Raw genomic sequence first — 22,262 nt, 5'->3', positions numbered from 1 at the left:
AAGTGAATGCGGTTCATATATTAATCCCGTATAGCAAAGAACGTCAAACGTTTAACGTGCGTTTGGTGGATTGACGGAAGAAGGCCGACTGTCGAAAATGTTGGAATTGCGCCGTATTCAAGTTAAACGATTTACTGGAAATTACTATGTTATTTACGGCGTGTCGCAGGTCACAATGTGGGATAGAAGTAGCGTATTCAGATATTCGGGAATGCGGCCCTTCAAAAGGAAGAGGAATATGGAATGCCCTCCGCACCTTGTGATGCGGAGGGCATTCCATATTCCTTTGCGTTACTGCCTGACGTCCGTTATCGCTTCGATTCGGAGGAGACTGTCATCATTCGAGTCCGATGGACTTCAGATGATGCAGCTTGAGCGACTTGACGGCAAGCGTGCCGGATTCGGATTCGAGCTTGATGGCGCGCGGTCCTTCGGACGCGTAGCTGTATGAGCTCAGCACCTGACGGCCATCGTTCACATACACTTCCACGCAGCCACGATCCACGAACACGCGCAGCTTCAGCTCGCCGGAAGCGAGCTCGGCTTCGGAAAGCGGCGCGGCGCGGTAACCGCGGTCGCCTCGGGCATTGGCCTGACGGTCCACCACCACACGGCCAATCTGGTCGTCGTATGCAACATACGTGTAGGCGCCGTCCTCGGTGGCGTGGATCTTCAAGCCGGCACGCTCCGCGGTGGAGGAGGCCAGATCGATGGTCATTTCGATTTCCACGGCTTCGGCATCATCCATGATGACGCTTTCCTCGTTGATGTCGAGCGAGATCGCGCCACAATCGATTGTATCCTCCCGCAGATTCTCCATTTCGACCACCGGGGCGGTGTGCAGGTCGCCGTCCGTGCCCAGCGTGATCTCGCGCGGCAGGGTCATGTTGCCGCACCAGCCGTCGTCCTCCATGCAGATCGGAGCCACGAACGGGCTCATCCATCCGTAGACGATCTGGCGCTTGCCGTCGTTGAAGGACTGCGGCGCGTAGTAGTTGTGGCCGCAATCCCACAGACGGAATTCGGTTTCCGGTTTGAACTGCTCGCCTGGGGTCCAGGTGCCGATCATATAACCGGCGTTGTTGACGTTGCGGTTCATGAAGCCGCTGGGCTTGGCGCCCATGGCGGAGAAGCCGATGACCCACTTCTCGTTGCCCTGCGCGTCGCGGATCGGGAAGAAGTCCGGGCATTCGAGCATGAACACGTCCGGATCCGGATGCTCGAACAGCACCTGCTCGTAGGTCCAGCGGACCATGTCGTCGGAGGAGAACAGCCACATCTGGCCGCGCTTGGCTGCGGAGGAGACGCCGAAGGTCATGTACCACTTGTCTCCGGTCTTCCAGACCTTCGGATCGCGGTAGTGGTGGTTCACCTTGTCGGTCGGGCAGTCGATGACCATGCCGCGCTTGGTGGCGCTGGTCAGCTCGTCGTTGTCCGGCTCGGCGAGCATCTGCACCTGCCAGTCGCCGCCGGTGTTGTCACGGCCATTGGCCCAACGGTGGCCTGTGTAGTAGAACCTGAGCTTGCCGTCGTCGCCGATCACCGCGGAACCGGAGAACACGCCATCCTTCTCCTCTTCCAGCGAAGGGGCGAACATGATTGGCTCGCGCTTCCAGTTGACCATGTCGGTGGAGGAGACGTGGCCCCAATGCATCGGGCCCCACTGCGTGCCGTAGGGGTGCAGCTGGTAGAACACGTGCCAACGACCCTTGTAGTAGCACAGGCCGTTCGGATCGTTGATCCAGCCGCCATTGGAGGCGATATGGAATTTCGGATACCAGCGGTTGTCACGCTTGGAGGCCATGGCGGCAACGCCGGCCTCGGCCTTGGCGAGTTCCTCGTCGTGGTTCTTGATTTCGTGGAGGACGGGTGCGTCCGGAGTGAAGCCGGTCATCGTTGAACGCCTTTCTCTTAAGTTTCGATTGCTGTGGTTGCCGTGTCGTATCGCGGTATTCGCGATTGAAGTGTTTTTTAAAGATGGTGCCCGAAGCGGAAAAGGGGGACGCTTCGGACACCAAGATTTGTTGTTGAGCTGTGCTCGGTGCCTAGGCCTTCGTTTCCGTTCCGGCCGCCTTCATGGCCTTGAGCTGCTTGTCGGTGTAGAACGGGTCGCCGCCGACTTCCTGGTCGTCCTTCTTGATCACGAAGATGCCGTAGATCAGAGCGGCCAGCACGATGCCCGAGATGGTGAAGAAGGTCGGGCGGTCACCGAGGTGATCGTGCAGGGAGCCCAGCGGGGTGGAGAAGATCACCTGGCCGACCTGGGAGGCGATCTGGAAGCCCACCATGTAGAGGGTGGCGGACAGCTTCGTGTCGAAGTGCAGGGTGAAGTAGCGGAACGCCGGCAGGCAGAACAGCGGGACCTCGATGGAGTGGAACAGCTTGACGATGGACACCGTGACGGGGTCATGGAACACGCCGCACAGGCCGATGCGCAGGAACATGACGGTGGCTCCGAGCAGCAGGGAGTTGCGCACGCCGATCTTCTTCATGATGATCGGGACGACGCCCATCATGGCGGACTCGAGGAACACCTGGAAGGAGTTCAGGGTGCCGTAGGTGGCGTTGCCGATTTCGGTGGTCGGGAACAGGGAGGCGTAGTAGTTCGGGAACATCTGCTGGTCGAACACGGTGTAGAAGGTGTTGGTCAGCAGCATGAAGACGATGAGCACCCACAGGGTCGGCATCTTGAGGACGGAGACCATTTCCTTGAAGGACGGGTTGGTCGGCGCCGCGTTCGGATCGGCTTCCTTCTTGAGCTCCTCCTTCTGCTCGGCCGGAACCCAGAAGGCGTAGACGCACAGCATGCCAAGGCCGCAGATGGAGCCGACCCAGAAGTTCAGCATCGGGTTGATGTTGAACAGGAAGCCTGCGCACAAGGCCACGATGGCGTAGCCGAAGGAGCCCCAGGCGCGGGACTGGCCGTACTCGAAACCGAACTTACGGGAATAGCGTTCGGTGACAGCTTCGAACAGGGAACAGCCGGCCATGAAGCCAGCGGACAGCACGATGGAACCGATGAGCACGCCGATGAAACGGGTGGTGCCGCCGGCCTGCAGCATCGGGGCGTACACGAACTGCACGAACGGGCCGACGCAGGCTGCCACGGCGGAGATGAAGATGACGAGCTTGCGCTTGATGCCCAGCTGATCCTGGATGGTGCCGTAGACGAACATGATGACCAGGGTGGCCAGCGAGTTGATGGAGTAGATCTGGCCCTGCTGGGCGGAGGTCATGCCCAGGCCGTGGGTCGGGTCGGTGAGCCACCTGGAGAAGAAGGACCACCAGATGCCCCACGAGCAGAAGAACATGAAGATGCCGAAAGAGCTCTGCAGGTAGGAAGGATTCTTCCAAGCAGAACGTGTGTTGCTTGCCATTTTGATTCTCTTTTTCTCTTCGCGGTGCCGCTGCCACGCGGCATCGATCGCTTCTGATGTTGGTGTGGCTTTCGCCGGTTCGTTTTCAGCTGCCGTGCCGAAAGCGAACATGGCTATAAGATAACACATCGAGAACGTTTCGTCAAACGTTTGACGTCAATCGATTGACGTCAATGATTGCAACGCCTGAAGAGGCGTTGCAATCACAGGGAATCACAAAATGGACAGAAGCGCGGAACTACCTTTCGGCATGTCGGGTGCATTCCACGACAAGCAGGAGAGCGACGGCGGCTGCGCACAAGGCGATCACCCAGCGAACCATAACGGCGGAGCCGGTATTTGCCATAACGATCGGTGTGTGCGTACCGGTCTGTGCCGCATCGGATGTCGGCCGCTTGGAAGCGTTGCCGGAATCGGCAGGCTTGGCAGGCGTGGACGGCTCTGCAGGTTCGGACGGGTCATCCTTCGTGCCCGGGGATGAGGGATCGCCGAATCGGCTGGTGACGGTGTAGTGTCGATGCACTGTGTCGGATTGGTCGATATCGGTGCCGATGCTCATCCAGCGTCCGTCGACCCAATCGCCCCAGTCGCTGGTCCAATCGCAAAGCGTTGAGAGCTTGTTGTGATTGTTGTCGAGGAACAGCGTGTTGTAGACGGATGCATCATCCAGCCTGGTGATGGCCACGGCGCCGGTCGGGGAGATGCGCAGCAGCGCCTCTTTGGTTCCGACGCTGGAATTGTCGGGAGTGATGAGTTCGCTGGAATCGACGGTGTCGGACGTGACATTGCCTTTGGCGTCGAAGGTCTGGATATGCCAAACGAATCTCACTGCGCCCGAAGGCAGAGTCTGCCATTGCTGGGCATAGATGGCGTATCTCGTGTCCTTGACGTTGGCATTCGTATCGACGGCGGCGACCTGGACCATGCCCTTGACATGAAGCGTCCGCGTCGGGTTGAGGGCATCGAAGAACGAGTCGTCTATGCTGGCGATGGCGGACTGGTCGTCAATCGGCGTCCCGACTTCGATGAGATGGCGCTCCACTTCGTTTCCGTCGTAGAAACGCACGTCCTGGTTGCCATCCGCATCGTCTTTCACGGTATAGACCTGATTATCGCTGGTGGTCTGCAGCGGATAATACTGCCGCATGGTCCGACGTACCGAGAACGTGCCGTCGCCCTTGGGCGTGACCAAAGTCTGCATATAGGCCGTGGTCTCACCTGTCATCTTCTTATTCTGGAGGAGAAGACTGTGACCGATGCGCAGGTAATGGTCGTTGGTGTTGTCCGTTTCTATTGGTGTGGTGGTTTGCGCCGTGACCGATCCGTTGCGCGTGTCGACGATCAGGAATCTCCGCTCGGTCCAGTTGACGGTCAGAATGATGAAGATATGGTTCGCGTCGTACGGGACTACCTGTGGCTTGACGATGTCGTCACTGCCGAAGGAGATATCACGCACCTGCGTGCCGTCGGTCTTCGAATAGTCCGTGGTATCCACCTTGTGGATAGTCACCAATCCGTTCGATGCAGTCACGTAATAGGAGCCGTTGCCGTCGATTGTGGCCACATTCGATATGCTTGTTCCTTCCGGGAAATCATAGTCGCCGGCAAAGTCGATTGAGGCCAGGAGCGTTGGATGCACCGGCACATGGATCTCCTTGGAATAGATGGGATTCCCGTTCTGATCGGTATCGATGATGAACATGCCTGCCGGGAAGACGAACTCGCAGTCCGATTTCGGACCGATTGTTCCCGCCTGGATGGAGATTCCGCTGATGGACAGCTGCTTCATGCCGGGTTTGGCCTGGACGGATACTTTGTATGATTTGCCATCGACGACGAGTTTCGCTTCAGAATCGTCTGTGATTTGCGCCCCGATCGACGTTGACAGCCGGTAACTGCCGATATTGGACAGTTTCCCTGGCATGACGTCGTCTTTGATGGTGAAGTTCACTGTCGGCTTCGTTGTGAAACCGATGTGGATGCTGCCTGATGTGGCTTTGCTGTCAAGCACCGTCAGATCGATACCGGTATAGCCGGACGCGATGTTTTCGTGGAAATTGGTCGAGGGGATGGTGCTCGGCGAGAGATGGTCGCCTGTCACGAAGAACGGGTTGGCTCGGTCGACCGGACCGGTGACCGATTCGATGAGCTGATCGGTCCATACGCCGTCGGAAGTCGAATGCTGGAAATCGTCGTTGGAATCATTCAACTCGGCTTGGATACGGAACACGCGGAATCCAGGTGCCTTCTTGGCGATGTTGCCGCATGTCTGCGCGCCGGCGACGGCGTCATATTGCACGAGATAATACGACGAGAAAATGCCGGAGGCCGTCAACAGTGTTCTGTCGTTGGATATGACGACGAACCCTCCATGATCTTTCATCTCATCGGTGGACAGGGCCGAGAGTGCCACATCGAGCGTTGCCGCATGATGCTCGGCATCGGCAAGACCTTTCTTCCAGGTGACGCCGTCGCTGCTTACCACTGCGCGGGTGATGAGGTCATCATCCATCCAGCCGAGCAGCCATTTGGAAAAACCGGTGAAATCGGAGGTGTTTGATTCCATCATCGCGAACGTGCCTATGCCGCCTTTGTTGTAATAGCCACCTGCCGCTTTACCATAAGGATAATAGTCCGGCAATCCCAATGCGTGGCCGGTTTCATGACACATGGTCGTCACCGCCTGCGTCGCCTTTTCCGAGATCAATATGGTGTTCCACAGCTGCTTGCCATCGAACCGGTCATCGGCATGTCCGGGTGAATCCGCGATACTTTCATTGGACCACCAGGCGCTTCCCCATCCCGTGTCCGGGCCGGCGAAATGTATATACACCGCATCGATCTTGCCGTCGTTGTTGCCGTCGAACTGGCTGTAATCGATTTGATCGTCAAGCGCATGCAACGCCTCGTAGAACAGGCTGCGTGTGTCGTCCGTGTAGGAGCTCCGGGGTTTCGAAGCGGTGTAGTTGTAGGCTTTGCCGTCGATGTGCAACTTGCCATAGGAGCTGCGTTCGTAGAATGCCTTGAGGCTTTCGAACGGCGCCGTGCCGGCGGAGCCGTCAATGTCGGCCTGCAACGCTTCCAACGTGTCATCCGAATCGAAATGCATATCGGGGAAATCGACGCGCAGCACCAGCACATGGGCGTTGCCCTCGGACGGCATGCCGCTCGACATCTGCCAATCGTCCGGGAACACCGAATGTGTATCGATTCCCGCGTTCCGCTGTTCGCGTGCGGCTGCCTGGGAAATCAGTCCGGCGGTGCTCTGCTTGTCGGAGTTGCTGTCGATGGGGGTGGTCGTGGCTGAGTCGGACATGTCCGTTGCGGACGTTTCCTGCGCGAGTGCCGGCTGGGTGCAGATCAAGCCTCCTGCCAGCGCGCATGTGGCGGCGGCCAGCATGGCCAGGCCTTTGACAAGAATGGGGTGATGGACGGATTTCCGTTGGGAATGCGTGATATGCATGGTGGCTCTCTTCTCGCTGGCGTCATATGGCAATCGTCTGTGATTGCCATATGACGCCAATTATAGTCAGTGGACCACGACTGACCCCTTCTCCAACAGCGCGCAGTGAATCTTCGCTGGAATCGACGCATCGAGGGGTGGTAGGGGAGCCCTGGTCTCCGGCCATATGCTGGTGTCCACGTCCTTGCCTTCGATCATGGAGATCAGCTTGCAGGCGGACCAGTATCCCATTTCGTAATGCGGCAGTTCCACGGTCGTCAATTGCGGTTCCAGCGTCTCCGCGAACACGCGGTGATTATCCACACCGACCACGGAAATATCCTTGCCGACCGTCAGTCCATGACGTGCCGCGCATTCGTACACGTACCAGGCTCGTGCGTCGTTGAAGCAGAAGAAGCCATCGGGGCGGGCGTCATCGAACAGTTTGCTGACCGCGCGTAGCGCTGGGCCGTTGTTCAGCACGTTGCAGATCAAAGAGGGGTCGAGAACACGGCCGGCATCGTGCAGCGCAGCCTGATATCCGGCCAGACGCCCATCCTGCGCGATCATACTTTCCGAGCATCCGATGTAGGCGATGCGCTCGCAGTCGGCTTTGATGAGCCTATTCGTGGCATCGTATGCGATCATGAACTCATCGGGTTCGACGCTGGGTATCTTGTTGTCGTGATCGGTGGCGTCCACCATCACGACGGGATAGTCGTCCAGCGATTTCGGCACTTTGGCGATGCGGTTGGACATCTTCGAATAGAAGAATCCGTCCACGCCGTATCTTTTCAGCGTGGCGATTTCGTTTTCCTCGCTCGCCTTGCCGTCGGTGCTGACGGTGAACAGCATGTAGCCGTAGGCGCTGGCCGCGTCCTGCGCGCCCAGAATGATGCCGCCTGCGTACGGCGTGGTGGCGACCTCCTCGCTGATGAAGCCGAGGATGCGGGTTTTGTTGGTGCGCAGGCTTCGTGCCAACGGGTTGATCTTGTACCCGAGTTCGGTCGCCTTGTCTCGCACCAGCGAAGCAAGTGTGGAATTCACCCTGCCCTCGTCACGTCCGTTGAGTACCAGGGACACCGTGGAAATGGATACCCCTGTCTGTTCGGCGATTTCCTTCATCGTGGTCATAATCGCAACACTATACCCAAACAAAAGCGAAAGGCGCGCTTTTCCCAGAAAAACGCGCCTTTCGTGTGGAATGTCTTGTCCCGTCAGGGGTTATTCCGACAGAATTTCGTTCACCAGTTCCTGCTTGGCGTGAATCTGCCCTTCGAAACCGGGGCGGATGTCAAGACGGATCACCACGTCGGTGCGGTAGCCTTGGCCGGCAAGCTTCATGGTGGCGTCGCGGATCACCTTGAGCACGTCGTCGATGTCGCCTTCGATATTGGTGAACATCGCGTTCGTCTCATTCGGCAGACCGGATTCGCGGATCACGTCCACGGCCTGCGCCACGTACGTGGACTTCTCCGGGCTTGCGCCGGCGGGGGAGATGGCCACCGCGGCGAGCGTGTTGATATACGGTTTGCCTGTTTTCGGGTCGACAGGCACTTCCTGCTTTTCGGCATTGCGATCGAGCGTCATGATGTTCCTTTCTTGCGATTGCGCGTACTTGCCTTGTCCGCGATGGATTGCGTCGTCTAGCGCCACTTCCATGCGTGGTCCATCGGGCCGGAGCCGTGGCCGAGGTCGAGTTGCGCCTCCAAGGCGCCGGTCAGATACAGCTTGGCATGGTCAACGGCCGTCGGCAGGTCCTCGCCGAGCGCCAGATGGCTTGCGATCGCGGAGGACAGCGTGCATCCGGTGCCATGCGTGTTCGGATTGTCGATACGACGGGAACGGAACCATGTGATTTTGCCGTTCGGCTGGACGAGCACGTCACTGGCATCCTGTGTGCCATGGCCACCCTTGACAAGGACGGCGCAACCGAAATGGCCGGCGAGCAGATGGCCAGCGGTGACCATGTCGTTCTCGGTGTGGATGGAGCTGCCGTTCTCGTAATCGATTTCGCCGGCGCCCTGCTGAACCGCCAAATCGCACAGTACCTGGGTTTCCGGCATGTTCGGCGTGATGACGGTGGCCAGGGGGAACAACTTGGAGGTGAGCGCCGCGATGGCGTCGTCCTCGATGAGCTTCGCGCCGGACGTGGCCACCATCACCGGATCAAGAACCACGTTCCTCGCGCCATGTGCGGTCAGACGATCGGCGATCACGCCGATAAGTTCGGCGCTGGAGACCATGCCGATCTTCACCGCGACCGGAGGAATGTCCTCGAACACGGCGTCGATCTGCGCCGCCAGCATTTCCGGGGGCGTGTTGGTGACCATCGTCACGCCGGTGGTGTTCTGCGCGGTGAGCGCCGCGATGGCGGTCATACCGAACACGCCGTTGGCGAGCATGGTCTTCAGGTCGGCCTGGATACCAGCTCCGCCGGATGAATCCGATCCCGCGATGCTCAATACCGGTGGCAATGTGCTGGTCATATTGTTCCCTTCCTTGGTGCCTTCATCGGCGTCTGCTATACGAATCGCCATGCAAATCAGTATGCGAACTGGCGGATCTGCATGCATTGCATCACAAAACCGCCAGTTTACGCCGTGGATTCGTCAATGCACGGCACTAATCCACGAATACGCCTGCTCTCACTGATACAGCGTGGAGCCGCCTTCGCGGAATTTCTCGCTCATCGCCTGCATTCCGGCCGCGATCGTCTGCGCGTCCGCGACCAGCTTCTCCTGCGCCGCAGCGTCGCCGAACTTCTTGCGGATGTTCTGCGAAATGGCCATGGAGCAGAACTTCGGGCCGCACATGGAGCAGAAATGAGCCATCTTCGCAGGCTCGGCGGGCAACGTCTCGTCATGGAAGGCGATGGCGGTGTCCGGATCGTAGCTCAGGTTGAACTGGTCGAGCCAACGGAACTCGAAACGAGCCTTGCTCATCGCATTGTCGCGGTCCATGGCGTGCGGATGGTGCTTGGCGATGTCGGCCGCATGGCAGGCGATCTTGTAGGCGATCACGCCCTGCTTGACGTCATCCTTGTTCGGCAGGCCGAGGTGCTCCTTCGGCGTTACATAGCACAGCATGGCGGTGCCGTAACGTGCGATCTCCACGCCGCCGATGGCGGAGGTGATGTGGTCGTATCCCGGCGCGGTATCCGTGGTGAGCGGTCCAAGGGTGTAGAACGGGGCATCCTTGCAGATGGCCTTCTCCATCTCGATGTTCATGCGCACGGTGTCGAACGGAATATGACCAGGTCCTTCGATCATCACCTGCACGTCATGCTGCCACGCGCGCTGGGTGAGTTCGCCCAGCGTCATGAGCTCGGCGAACTGCGCGGCGTCGTTGGCGTCCGCCAGCGATCCCGGACGCAGACCGTCACCCAGCGAGAACGCCACGTCGTACTTGGCGAAGATATCGCACAATTCGTCGAAATGCGTGTATAGGAAGCTTTCCTGATGATGCTGCAGACACCATTCGGCCATGATCGAGCCGCCACGGGAGACGATGCCCGTCGTGCGGTTGGCGGTCAGCGGTACGAAACGCAGCAGCACGCCGGCATGGATGGTCATATAGTCCACGCCCTGTTCGCACTGTTCGATCACGGTGTCGCGGAACAGCTCCCAGCTCAGTTTGGACGCGTCGTCCTCGACCTTTTCCAGCGCCTGGTACATCGGCACGGTGCCGATTGGAACGGGGGAATTGCGCAGGATCCACTCGCGCGTGGTGTGGATGTCGTTGCCGGTGGACAAATCCATCACGGTGTCGGCGCCCCACTTGGTGGCCCACGTCAGCTTCTCCACCTCTTCGTCGATGGACGAGGTGACGGCCGAATTGCCCATGTTCGCGTTGAGCTTGGTGAGGAACTTCGAACCGATGATCATCGGTTCGGCCTCGGGATGGTTGATGTTGCACGGCATTACCGCGCGGCCGGCGGCCAGTTCGGAACGCACGAGCTCCACGCTGCAGTGCTCGCGTTCGGCCACATAACGCATCTCCGGGGTGATGATGTTGTGACGCGCATACCACATCTGAGTCACCGGATGGTCCTTGGCGCGCAGCGGCTTGTGCTGGCGTCCACGCCACTCCTTGGAGGCCTTGCCACGCTTGATGGCGCGCTTGCCGTCATCTTCGAGGTTGCGGCGGCGACCCTCGTATTCCTCCACATCACCGCGGTCGCGGATCCAGTCGAGACGAAGCGGTGCCAGACCCTCCTTCGGATCGCACTTGGGGCCTTCCGTGTTGTAGTCCTTGAACGGTGCGTTCGGACCGACGCCGGGGGTGTCGGACAGCTTGATCTCGGTGTATGGCACTTCCAGATCGTAAGTACCGAACTGGTTCTCGAAATGGACGGGCGTGGTCTTGCGGATATGCGCCTTGTCGCGTTGCTTGGAACCACGGGCGGCGATGTCCACGCGCTGTTGCTTGGCCAGCTTGGATGCCGCCTTGGCTTCCTTGGCGTTCGTGAACTTCTTCTCGGTTGCTTCGACGGGCTTCTCGGCCGGGGTCGCAGCTTTCACACGCGGAGCATAGCCGTGCTTCCTGTCGCCGCGCACCGCCTTCCACCGCGTCACCATCTCACGGGTGGCTGCTTCCGGATCGTCCGCGCCCGCGATTGCGGACACCACGAACCAGCCGGCGGCCTTGGAGCGTGCCAGCATCTCCATATCATCGGCATGCACGCCGCCGCCGACGACCACGGGAAATTCGCTTGCCGTGCAAATCGTGTTGATCTGCTCCTCGTCGAGCGTATGTCCAGAACCGTCGTTGCCGCCCACGGAGGCTTCCGGCTTGGTGGTGGACACGTGCAGCGGGCCGGCACCGATATAGTCGATGCAGCCGTCCGGCAGCTCGTTGATAAGCTTCACCAGGCTTTCGGTTTCCGCGGACAGACCGACGATGGCGTCCTCACCGAGCAGCGCGCGGGCCTCGCGTGGTTCCATATCGGTCTGGCCGATGTGCACGCCGTCCACCTTGATGCCCTTGTTGCGGGCCTGCCACACCACGTCCACGCGGTCGTCGATGACGAACGCCACGGAATCGGACTTGCCGTTGTCTTCGATGATCTGGGCGATGTCGCGGGCCATCTCGGTGATGTCCTTCGCGTCGGCATCCTTGGCACGCAGCTGGATGAACGTCGCGCCGCCGCGCAAAGCGTCATCGACCACGTCCGTCACCGGTCGGCCCTTGCAATCCTGAGGGCCGACCACGAAATATGCGCTCATGTCGAAACAGTCGCGCATGGATGCATATGGATAGTTATCCATTATTTTCCCCTTTTTATATTGAGTAAGTGCTCCAGAAGAAGTCTTATGATCATATGCAATCGTATATATTCCGTATATACGATTGTGGTTATGTGAAAATTAATCCCGAGAATCGGAATCAGACGGTTTCGTTGATTTCGGACGTGGCCACTTGATCGGCGGTGACGTTCCACAGCGCATCGAGCAACGCCACCTGGAACGAGCCGGGGCCGTTCGACTGCGTCTGCGCGATTTCGGACGCGCGGTCATACAGCAACGATGCGGCCAGTGCCGCCACAAGTGGTTCGGTCACGGCGAGATACGTTGCGGTCACGCCGCCGAGCGAGCAGCCGGCGCCGGTGATTTTCGTCATCATCGCGCTGCCGCCGGGCAGACGGAAAGTACGGTCTCCGTCGGTCACCAGATCGACCGCGCCGGATACCGCGACCGCGCCCTTGCCGATGGGGGAATGTTTCGCCAGATGACGGGCGATGCGCTTGGCCGCGTCGACAGCCGAATCAACCGCATCGACGGCCTCCACGCCCGCGGGACGGGTGGTCGGATTGTCCTGTTCAGCGTTGGCGAGACCCCACATCGCGTCGAGCGCGATGATCTCGCTGGCGTTGCCGCGTACGATGGTCGGCGGATATGTGCGGAACGATTCGAGAATGGCCGTGCGCGTCTCGCCGATGCCGGCCGCGACCGGGTCGAGTACCCACGTCTTGCCGTTCTTGTGCAGTTTGTATGCGATTTCGGGCAGCGCGTCCTTGAAGAACGGCAGCAGCGTGCCCACGTTGATGTAGTTGGATCCGGCAATTTCGGCGGTGGCAATCACGTCGTCCGGCAGATAGCTCATGGCGGCCGTGCCACCGGCGGCAAGCTGCGCGTTGGCCACCAGATTGATGGTTACGAAATTGGTGAACGACTGCGCCAGCGGAGTCTGCTCGCGCACGTCGATGACGGCTTGCCTGATCTTCGTGCGAATCGGATCGGTGACCGAAACGGATGCCATGCCATCGTTGCTGTCGGTGCCGTCGGCATATGAGTCAATACTCATGATCTGCTCCCTACGTTGGTCCTAACCAACAGGTTCAAAGGGTCAGGCGTCGTGCCTATCTCAGCTTGCCGGACTTGGCCGTCAAGCACCCCCGCATGTTTACAACAGTGCTTAATCTATCTGCGTCCCTTGACAGGTGCAATTCCGTAGGTGTTTTTGGGCTTCCATAGGTGGTTGCTGCCGGATAAGCGCCGGCGAGATGCCTGGAATTAGGCGTTTGCTCGTGTCCGGATTCGAAGCTGACCGTCTACGGAACGCAAAAATCACCTACGAAATGCTGTCAGTCGCTCTGCGTTGTGTCTATGACGTTGCTGCAATATGCCGTCCTGCCGGCGGTCACGTCTTCGTAGAAGCGCTGTTTTTCGTCGATGTAGGCGATGGCTTTGCGCAGTCCCTCCAGTTGCGCTTCTAGGTGCTCGCGTTTTTCTGCAAGGATTTCCTGCCGTTCCGGTATCGACGACTCACCTTCAAGACAGAGCTGCGTGTAGTGTTGCATCTCTTTGATGCCTAGGCCACATCGTTTGAGACATGTCAGGCCGTTGATCCATGCGATGCATCGTTCATCGAAGACGCGTCGATTGTTGTGATCCCGCTTGAGACCCGGCACGAGCCCTGAATTGCAATAGAACTTCAATGCCTCGTAGTTCATGCCGGTCAGTTCGCAGGCCTGCTTCATCGTGTAGGTTTTCATGTTCTCGTGGACTGTCGCATGCGCCGCTTCTGTCGACGGGACTGGATGTCGGCAGAAGCGGCATGAACGGACATGCTGCGGTTGGATTTTTCGTTCGTCGGGAATTGGGGCTTATTTATTCTTCCCATTCCGTCCCGAACGGATTCGGGGATGGCTGTACGGACTGCGCGCCCAGTTTCGGTGCTGCGCTCGCCGTGGGCTGCGCCATGCCTTGCGGCGCGAACACGGTTCCGCCTCGTGGCGAATAAGCGGGTTGCGGCGCGGCGAAAATGTCCTCATTCCGGACTTCGGCGGAGGTGGAATCGCTCGTGAAATTGGAAGCCGCACTGTATCCGGAGGCTGTTTGCGGACGCCGACCGGCCCGCATGCTGGCCGCCATTTCCATACGTTCGATCGACATCTCGTCGAATCGTGCGCCTTCCAGATCGCTGGGCAAGGCCATGAATATAAGGTAGGCGATAGGTGCGGCGACGATGAGCAGCAAAGCGATGATCACCACGCCGATGCCGGTGTGGACGCCGCTCATCGATCCGTCTCCGCCTATCGCACGCAACGCGCCCATGCCGAGCGTCAGCCCTCCGAAACGGCCGAGAAGATTGCCTATGCCTGAAACGACGAGCAGCGTGACGAGAACCTTGCCGTCCCTGCCGCTGTCATGCAGACGCCGTACGGAAAGGGTGATGAACGGCACGAGCAACACCACTTTCGCAACGGTTTCCACGATATTGGAGGTCCTGTCATCGATGTCCGACAGTCCGATGAGCACGCCAAACGCGAAAAGCAACAGCCAGTATGTCAGCAGACACCACCAGAACTCACTGCGCGACGCGCGTCCCTTGGTGTCGAGGAACTTCTTCCAGAATCGCATGTTGGCGTCGGCGATATTGCAACCGTATGCAGGCAGATCGAGACTATGCGTGCGACTGATCTCGGCGTAATCGACGACGGGTGGCGGCACGGGTGTGCCGGATGTGGCATAGTAGCTGTCATATTGCTGCGATTGCCGAGCTTCGCCCGTTGTGCCTGATGGTGATGTGTTCATATTGAGGGAGCCATAGGGGTTATATGGATTTTGGGAACCGTACTGGTCTGGTGCCGTCATTGGTTGCCTTTCGACTGGGAAAACGACTTCCGACACATGAATACAGTGAAAACGATAGCATAATCGGATATTTTCCGAGAATCCATATCACGAGCTGGAATATTCCGTATTAGCTCCTGAGATTGCCGCTCACCCACAATTGCCATCGTGGATGGAAGCTGCGATCTGGTCGCTTTGCTCATCCATCGCGTACTCGGCCAGACCTTGCTGTTGTTCGGCGATGCGTCCGCGGTCGGCTCCGAAATACAGCGCGGAATAGGAATTCGTCACCGCTTCCGTACGGTCACCGGCGATCGCGGGCTGTATGGTTCCGCAGGAGATCATGATTGAACGATGCGAAAACTCATGTTTGACGACATCCACCAACCAGGGGCTTCGCGTGGTCTGCGTCCATGACGGATGTGTGGTGAGGATGTGTACGACGTTCCGTTGCGCACGATCCGATGTCTGACAGTAATACGCCACGGTGAGCTCCTGGGGGAGACCATCGGTCTGTCCGCCGCAGCTGTATTCCATGGTCTGCTCGATCTGCACGCCCATCGTTCCCGCCACGTTCGTAGCGAGCGTGTACCAACCGGCCGGATCAAGGTCGCCATTGAGCGTCGGTACGGCGATTGCCGCGGCGGAGCCTTCCGCGTCATGTAGGTTGGCCACCGCGTCCGACACCTGCTGTTTCACCGTCGAACGTAGCTTTTGCAGCGACTGCAGATCGGTGAGCAGTTCCCGCATGGATGAGTAATGACGGTCCTTCCCGTATCGGTCGATCAGCTCGTTCACCTGCGTCGGATCATCCACCTGCAACAGCCATTGGCCACCATGCTGGGTGAAATCGTCCGCCATGGTTTTGTCCACCGCATCGAGCAGCGTCTTGGTCTGCTTGTCGAGGTTACTCGCCGTGATCCGCATATTGGCAACGGCTTCCTGCTGACGATTGCGATTCAGCGAACCGAGCGCACGCTGCACTGGATCGCGCGTGGTGATCGACTGAATCTCCCTGGTTTTCGCCAACTGGTCGTAGTCGGTGATGTACTGCTGCACGGTTTCGATTTGCGCTGCGTATTCGTCCGGATTCTCCATGCCCTGCGCGAATGCGATACTGTCCTGCGCTGTCTGCCGAATACCCTGCATGGTTTCGATTTGCTGCGTAGCCCAATCGCTTTCGTCTGATGCGGTGCCTTTTTTGAAATACACAGCCGTGACGAATACCGCGCATATGATGACCACAATCAGAATATTTTTGGCGATTCGCAGACCGCGCGAATTCGAATCAGTCAACAGCATAACCTCAGTCTACTGGAGCGTGACGCATCTCGTCGCCGCTCATCTTTTCTATAAACGAATAAAAATCGGACATATGTCGAACACGGATGGCGGGTAATTACTTCCGTTTGGACCCGTCCGGCCAGGCGATGCCCGTATTGGGGGAGTGCATCACGTTCTCATAGATGTCGTTGCGGACGTAGATGTCATAGGAATCGGTTGTTCGCTGGTCCTTCCAAGGCGTGACGGTATCGGCGACGTGGACTTTGGTGTAGTCGTTGCGGTCGTATCCCAGAACGGAAAAATAGAACGGCTGGTAGATGGTGTCGTAGACTTCCGGCTCGCCCCAGCTTTTCCAAGCGGCAAGATCCTTTTTGCTCTCGTAGGGGTGTTCTATCCAATCCCATGACGCAAAGCTGTGGCCTTTGTACGCGTTCGCCGCAAGATTGTGCTTGAAGTACGGGGCCATTTCCGTCTGTGTCCGTGGCAGCCAGGAAGTGTAATCGATGCAATCGTTTCCGCCGGCGCAGTAACCGCCTTTGTCGATCAATTCGGCGACGCTTGGCGTGGTGTCGGCCGTCTTGACGAGACGGGTCCATCCGGACATCCACCGGTACTTATCCAGATGATAGGTTTTGGCATAGTTCGCCATCGCCCTGGAAGGCGCGTAATCGTAACGGATGTCGCAGATGCTCGCGCTGACAGTCCAATACACGCTGACGAGCATGAGCGCCATTCCAAGTGCTTTCATCAGATTGAAATAGCGTAGCGAGGTTTTTTCTCCAAGCTTACCGATGAACCAATCAGCCAAAGCCAAGCACCGTTTCGGCCAGTCGTCGGCGCTTATGGGTTCCGTCTCGCAGTCGATGGCCAGAATCGCCATGAAGAATCCCAGCACGATGCCGTTGTGATGTGTGGAGAAGTGTTGCATGAACGCGATGCTTATCGCGAGATACGTGGTCAGCAGCAGCGCCATATGATTCCTGCGTCGGCTGATTTGGATGAGGAATGCCCACATCAGTCCGGAGAAAAGCCCCGCCTCGATGACTTGGTCCCATGAAAGCGTCACAAAGTTGAGGGAGGAGCTTGTCTGAATTGATGTGAACAGCGTTTCGGATGGCAGCAGGATCCAAGCGTTGAGGAACTGCTGCCAGATGGGGACCGGTTCGTAGATTCCGTGCATGTCGAAATTGCCGTGGAACACATCCTTCGCTGGAATGACGTCGAGGATCAGAATCACGGCGAACGCCAGCAATACAAGCAAAGCGAAGAACCTTCGCTTATTGTGGATCGGCGAATGGTCGGATTTCAGGAACCCGAGCACCCAGTTGGCTGCGAACATGCCGGCGATCACGATGCCGTACGAGCTGGTCAGGCACAGCAGCATCAGACTGAACACCTCGTGCCAAGGCTTCTTGTTGCGCGTCTTCCAATTGATGGCCACAAGCAGCATCGCGCAGATCATCAGCGCATACGGACGTGAGGTGACGCCGTACTGGTAGCACAGGAAGTAGGAGAACGGCAGTATCGTCTTGAACAGCTCCGGCAGCTTGGTCTTGAATTCGAGCAGCCAGACCATGAGCGTGGCGAAGATCAGGTTGACGCTCTTCAGACCGATTTCGTAGGGAACGCCCAGCTTGGCGGGCACGGCAAGAATCATCCACCACAGCGGCGGGTGCCCCTCGTAGTGGGGGCGTTCCAGAATCATCTCGCGCCATGAGCAGTCGCGCGCTATGAGCCATGCCTGGGCTTCGTCGAACCACGGCTCGTGGAAACACATCACCGTGGCCACCACGATGACATACACGGCGAGAACCACGCAATGCAGACGGAACGGCGTGATCCAATGCCGGGCTTTGCCGAATCGCGTCGTTTTCCCCGCGGCGGTTGCTGTTGCCGAACTCATTGTCGTTTCCTGTCGTTTACGGAATATGCATTACGATTTTTGGCGCACTGAAAAATGACGGGTCCGCCACGGTCTCGCCGCCACGAACCCGCCATTGGTCCAATCATTCGATGAAGGTCAGAAGGATTTGCGTGCGCCGCAGAGCTTCTCGAATTCCTCGCGCACCTGCACCTTCACCATCGCATCCTCGAATGTGATGGTGCCCTTGTTTACCAGGCGCGCCAGATCCTGATCGAGCGTGTGCATGCCTTCCTTCTCGCCGGACTGCAGCACGGTGCGGATCTGATGCGCCTTGCCGCTTCGAATCAGTGATGCGACTGCCGGAGTGTTGATCATCACTTCGGTGGCCGGGGCGCGTCCATGTCCTGTGGCGCGTGGAATCAGCGTCTGCACGATGACGGCACGAAGGGTGGAGGCCACCTGCACGCGAATCTGCTGTTGCTGGTTCTCCGGGTACACGTCGATCAGACGGTCCACGGTGGAGCCCGCATCCTGCGTGTGCAGGGTGGCGAACACCAAATGGCCGGTCTCCACTGCGGTCAACGCGGTGGAGATGGTCTCCAGATCTCGCAATTCGCCGACTTCGATGATGTCCGGATCCTCACGCAGCGCGCGCTTCAACGCCTCCGCGAAGCTCTTCGTATCGGTACCCACCTCGCGCTGGCTCATCACGCACTTCTTATGCTGATGCACGAATTCGATCGGGTCCTCGATGGTGATGATATGGTCGGCACGTTCCGCGTTCGCCTTATCCACGATCGCGGCCAACGTGGTCGACTTGCCGGATCCGGTAGGACCGCATACAAGCACCAGACCTCGTGGCAGTAGCGCCAGATCGGCGATACGCGGGTCAAGCCCCAGTTCCTGAGCGGTTTTGATGGTGGTCGGAATGGTACGGAGCGCGGCGCACACGCCCATACGGTCGTGGTACACGTTCACGCGGAAACGGAGCAGATCGCCGATCGCGAAGGAGACATCGAGCTCCCAATCCTCTTTGAACCGTTCAAGCTCCAATTCGTTGGTCATGACCTTCACGGCCTCGTATGTGCGGTTCTTATCCCACACGTTCAGGCCCTTGGCCGGTCTCAGCTTGCCATCCACGCGCAGCATCGGCGGATCGTTGACTACCAGATGCAAATCGGAGGCGTTGAGCTCCACCAGCTGGCGGATCGCGGCAACGAACTCGTCATCCGCCTCAGGATGCTCCGCGCGCAGTAGATCCTCCACCTGCTGGGCTTTGACCTTGCGTTCCTTCGGCACCGCATCCTCGTCGGAATCACTGGTTTCAGGCACCACGAAATCCGCGAAAGGCATGACCTGTGGCTGTCTCGGCACCTGATACATGGCGTTCTGCGGAATGTGGTTGATGACCAGCGGATTGCTCTGCACCGCGGTCTGCGTGACATCGGCCTGGGTCTTCGCAAAAGGCGTGTTGCCTGGCACGAATGCCGGAGGCTCGCTGTCTATCTGCTGGATGGGGCCGGATTCCACTCTTTTGGGAGTGGGTTCAGTGGCATCGATATCAGCGTCGAACTGCAGCTGGTCGGAATCGACCTGCTGGTTTTCGGGCGTCGACGGGAATATGTACGTGTCCTGCTTCGGTTGGACCGCGTCCTGCTGTATGACGGGCTGCGTCTGGCTTTCGGACGATTGGAAGGTCTGCTCCACATTCTGCAGCTGCCGGTATTCCTGTTGTGGTGCGGGCTGCGCAACAGGCTGTGCGATTGGCTGTGCGGATGGCTGCTGTTGCACCGTCGGCTGTGATTGGGCAACGGCAGGTTGTTGTCCAATGGGCTGTGTGACGGCAGTCTGCTGCGTCTGTTGCACGGGCGGTTGCACTTGCGTCTGCTGCTTATCCGGCGCTGAACCGGGAATATCCACCTCATCCTGTTGCACCGCCGGCATGGAATCCATGGTGGAGAAAATGTTCCTTAGATCGCTGTCGCCCACTTGGATGGCGTCGTCGGTCGACCAATGACGCCCCTTGTTCGGATCGCCGCCGCCGAATGTCGGCGCCGTATTCGGAATGGTCACGCCCTTAAGCCCCGCAAGGGCGTTGGGGCCGTCCCACGTCGATTGTTCGTCGGTCATTGCCGTCCTTTGCTGTTGAGACTGCTGCGCCGGCTGCTGGGTCTTCTGCGACTTGCCTTCCTTGCCGAACACATTGAAAATGCTGATTGCGCTCATGATGCACGCTCACTTTCCTCACACCGTCACGCGGAGCACTTCCTCCACGGAGGTGATGCCTTGAAGGACCTTCTGCCAACCATCCTCACGAAGAGTGGTCATGCCTTGTTCCCTTGCGGCCTTGTCGATATCGATAGAAGTGGCGCCACGGGCGATGAGATCCTCCATAGTGGAATCCACGCCCATGACCTGCTGGATGGCCACACGCCCGCTATAGCCGGTGTTGGCGCATTCACGGCAACCTACCGGACGCCACACCGTGGGGAGAGGAGTTCCGGGCTTGCGGTCCACGCCCATCATCCTGAGCTCCACCTCAGTGGCGGTGTCCTGACGCTTGCACTTCTTGCACAGGCGTCGGGCGAGTCGTTGGGCCATGACCGCGGCGAGCGACGAGCTCAGCAGGAACGGTTCCACGCCCATTTCAGTCAAACGGGTGACGGCGCTTGGCGCATCGTTGGTATGCAGCGTGGACAGTACCAAGTGGCCCGTCAACGAAGCTTCGATGGCGATGTTGGCGGTCTCCTCGTCACGGATCTCACCGATGAGCACCACATCCGGATCGGCACGAAGAATCGAACGAAGGGCCGCGGCGAACGTCATGCCGGCCTTGTTGTTGACCTGCACCTGGTTGATGCCCTTCATGCGGAACTCCACCGGGTCCTCAACGGTGATGATGTTGATTTCCGGCTTCGCCACATCACCCAAAGTGGCGTACAGGGTGGTCGACTTACCAGAACCCGTAGGACCGGTGACCAGCACCAGACCATATGGACGGTTGTACGCTTTGGAGAACACGTCGAAATTGCGCTGGCTGAAGTTCAGATCCTCCACCTTGAGATTGCCGGAAGGCGTGCTCAGGATTCGCATGACGATCTTCTCGCCCCACACCGTAGGCAGCGCGGCCACACGAAGATCCACCTTTTTGCCGTTGTGCCTGACGGTGATACGGCCATCCTGCGGCTTGCGGCGCTCGCCGATGTCCATGTCGGACATGACCTTGATGCGGCTGATCACGCCCTGGGTCATGGCCTTCGGCGCCTTTTGGAACACGTGCAGCACGCCGTCGATACGGTAGCGTACCAGCAGGCCGTCTTCCTGCGGTTCGATGTGGATGTCGGAGCAGTGGTCGTCGATGGCCTGGTTGATGAGCAGGCTGACGAATCGTGCGACGGGGGAGGCATCCTCGGCGTTGTCCTCCTCGAGGTCGACCTCCTTCTTCGCGGTCGCCGCGATTTCCTGCGAAAGCTCGTTCAGCTCGGCGTTGGCTCGCAGATAGCGGTTGATGGATTCCCTGACCTGCGAAGGCATGGCGACCATGGGGATGACCGGCATGCCGGTGGTCGCGGAGACGTCGTCGATGGCGGCGAAGTTCTTCGGATCGGCCATGGCCACGGTGATGCGTCCATTGACGATGGACAGCGGCAGAAGCTGGTTGGTGCGGCACAGGTCGTCGGGCACCATATTGACGACTTCCTTGTCGATCTGGTACTCGTTAAGATCGACGAACGGCAGACTCATGCCTTGGGCCAGCGCCATGGCGTATTGGCGTTCGGTTTTTTCATCCATGCCGTTCTTCGGATCGGGCATGGCCGGGAAGTCGCCGGTGGCGTCGTTGGCCGAAGCGGCTGCGTGACGTGGTTGGCTTGGCGCGAAGATCTGGTTGATCTCACCCGTTGTCGGAACATGCGGATCCATACGCTGAGAGAAGCTGCTCGGCGTGTCTTCGTTTCGATTGCGTTTGAGGAAGGGGAAACGCCCTCCTGAACCAGCGTCGCTCATAATGACCTCCTGGACCGTGGACTGGTGTGCGCGGCATAAGAACAAGAACCCTTGCAAATGTTGGCATCCGCGGGCTCAAGAATGTTCAGTTTTCTAAGGTCATGTGAGCTGTGGCCACGCCTTGCGACGTGTCACTTCCACATATATTAGCGCGTCAGCCCGGCAAAATCGAGCCAGATGCATATTTGCCGGGGTATGCAATCGTTGGCATG

General features: G+C 58.7%; 14 protein-coding genes and 1 riboswitch. All 14 genes read right to left on the bottom strand.

Annotated features, from left to right (window positions below; all coding sequences use genetic code 11):
• Nucleotides 1-337: 337 nt before the first annotated feature.
• The gene (locus tag ACR0P8_RS01195) at nucleotides 338-1,894 is read right to left on the bottom strand and encodes a glycoside hydrolase family 32 protein (protein WP_432622903.1); all 1,557 of its coding nucleotides are present in this window, start codon (nucleotides 1,892-1,894) and stop codon (nucleotides 338-340) included.
• Nucleotides 1,895-2,045: 151 nt separating this feature from the next.
• Nucleotides 2,046-3,377 carry an MFS transporter gene (locus ACR0P8_RS01190; RefSeq protein WP_432622901.1) on the bottom strand — a complete coding sequence of 444 codons (1,332 nt, stop codon included), beginning with the start codon at nucleotides 3,375-3,377 and terminating at the stop codon, nucleotides 2,046-2,048.
• 238 nt (nucleotides 3,378-3,615) lie between these two features.
• Nucleotides 3,616-6,840, bottom strand: a complete 3,225-nt coding sequence (locus ACR0P8_RS01185) for a hypothetical protein (protein ID WP_432622899.1) — start codon at nucleotides 6,838-6,840, stop codon at nucleotides 3,616-3,618.
• A gap of 66 nt (nucleotides 6,841-6,906) precedes the next feature.
• Nucleotides 6,907-7,953 (bottom strand): LacI family DNA-binding transcriptional regulator, encoded by a 1,047-nt coding sequence (locus ACR0P8_RS01180; RefSeq protein WP_432622897.1) that lies wholly within the window; start codon nucleotides 7,951-7,953, stop codon nucleotides 6,907-6,909.
• A 90-nt stretch (nucleotides 7,954-8,043) separates the two neighbouring features.
• Nucleotides 8,044-8,409 carry a thiamine-binding protein gene (locus ACR0P8_RS01175; RefSeq protein WP_432622895.1) on the bottom strand — a complete coding sequence of 122 codons (366 nt, stop codon included), beginning with the start codon at nucleotides 8,407-8,409 and terminating at the stop codon, nucleotides 8,044-8,046.
• A 56-nt stretch (nucleotides 8,410-8,465) separates the two neighbouring features.
• On the bottom strand, nucleotides 8,466-9,308 hold the full coding sequence (gene thiD, locus ACR0P8_RS01170) for a bifunctional hydroxymethylpyrimidine kinase/phosphomethylpyrimidine kinase (protein WP_432622893.1): 843 nt from the start codon (nucleotides 9,306-9,308) through the stop codon (nucleotides 8,466-8,468).
• Between the two features lie 159 nt (nucleotides 9,309-9,467).
• Entirely contained in the window at nucleotides 9,468-12,092 is a 2,625-nt protein-coding gene (gene thiC, locus ACR0P8_RS01165; protein WP_432622921.1) for a phosphomethylpyrimidine synthase ThiC, read from the bottom strand.
• A 115-nt stretch (nucleotides 12,093-12,207) separates the two neighbouring features.
• Nucleotides 12,208-13,125 carry a hydroxyethylthiazole kinase gene (locus ACR0P8_RS01160; protein ID WP_432622891.1) on the bottom strand — a complete coding sequence of 306 codons (918 nt, stop codon included), beginning with the start codon at nucleotides 13,123-13,125 and terminating at the stop codon, nucleotides 12,208-12,210.
• Nucleotides 13,116-13,228: riboswitch (TPP riboswitch) on the bottom strand. It overlaps the preceding gene by 10 nt.
• A gap of 177 nt (nucleotides 13,229-13,405) precedes the next feature.
• Nucleotides 13,406-13,816 (bottom strand): MerR family transcriptional regulator, encoded by a 411-nt coding sequence (locus ACR0P8_RS01155; RefSeq protein ID WP_432622889.1) that lies wholly within the window; start codon nucleotides 13,814-13,816, stop codon nucleotides 13,406-13,408.
• Between the two features lie 115 nt (nucleotides 13,817-13,931).
• Complete coding sequence (locus ACR0P8_RS01150) at nucleotides 13,932-14,918, bottom strand: DUF805 domain-containing protein (protein WP_432622887.1); 987 nt, start codon at nucleotides 14,916-14,918, stop codon at nucleotides 13,932-13,934.
• A gap of 129 nt (nucleotides 14,919-15,047) precedes the next feature.
• The gene (locus ACR0P8_RS01145) at nucleotides 15,048-16,199 is read right to left on the bottom strand and encodes a hypothetical protein (RefSeq protein WP_432622885.1); all 1,152 of its coding nucleotides are present in this window, start codon (nucleotides 16,197-16,199) and stop codon (nucleotides 15,048-15,050) included.
• A 97-nt stretch (nucleotides 16,200-16,296) separates the two neighbouring features.
• Nucleotides 16,297-18,084 (bottom strand): hypothetical protein, encoded by a 1,788-nt coding sequence (locus ACR0P8_RS01140; RefSeq protein ID WP_432622883.1) that lies wholly within the window; start codon nucleotides 18,082-18,084, stop codon nucleotides 16,297-16,299.
• Between the two features lie 117 nt (nucleotides 18,085-18,201).
• Nucleotides 18,202-20,271, bottom strand: a complete 2,070-nt coding sequence (locus ACR0P8_RS01135; protein WP_432622881.1) for a PilT/PilU family type 4a pilus ATPase — start codon at nucleotides 20,269-20,271, stop codon at nucleotides 18,202-18,204.
• An 18-nt stretch (nucleotides 20,272-20,289) separates the two neighbouring features.
• Nucleotides 20,290-22,050, bottom strand: coding sequence for a GspE/PulE family protein (locus ACR0P8_RS01130; protein ID WP_432622879.1), 1,761 nt, complete (start codon nucleotides 22,048-22,050; stop codon nucleotides 20,290-20,292).
• Nucleotides 22,051-22,262: the final 212 nt, after the last annotated feature.

This window comes from Bifidobacterium sp., assembly GCF_050874245.1.
In the GTDB taxonomy this organism is placed as follows: Bacteria; Actinomycetota; Actinomycetes; order Actinomycetales; family Bifidobacteriaceae; genus Bifidobacterium.
Note: the sequence above shows the minus strand (reverse complement) of the source record. Positions and strands in the feature narration are given on the sequence as shown.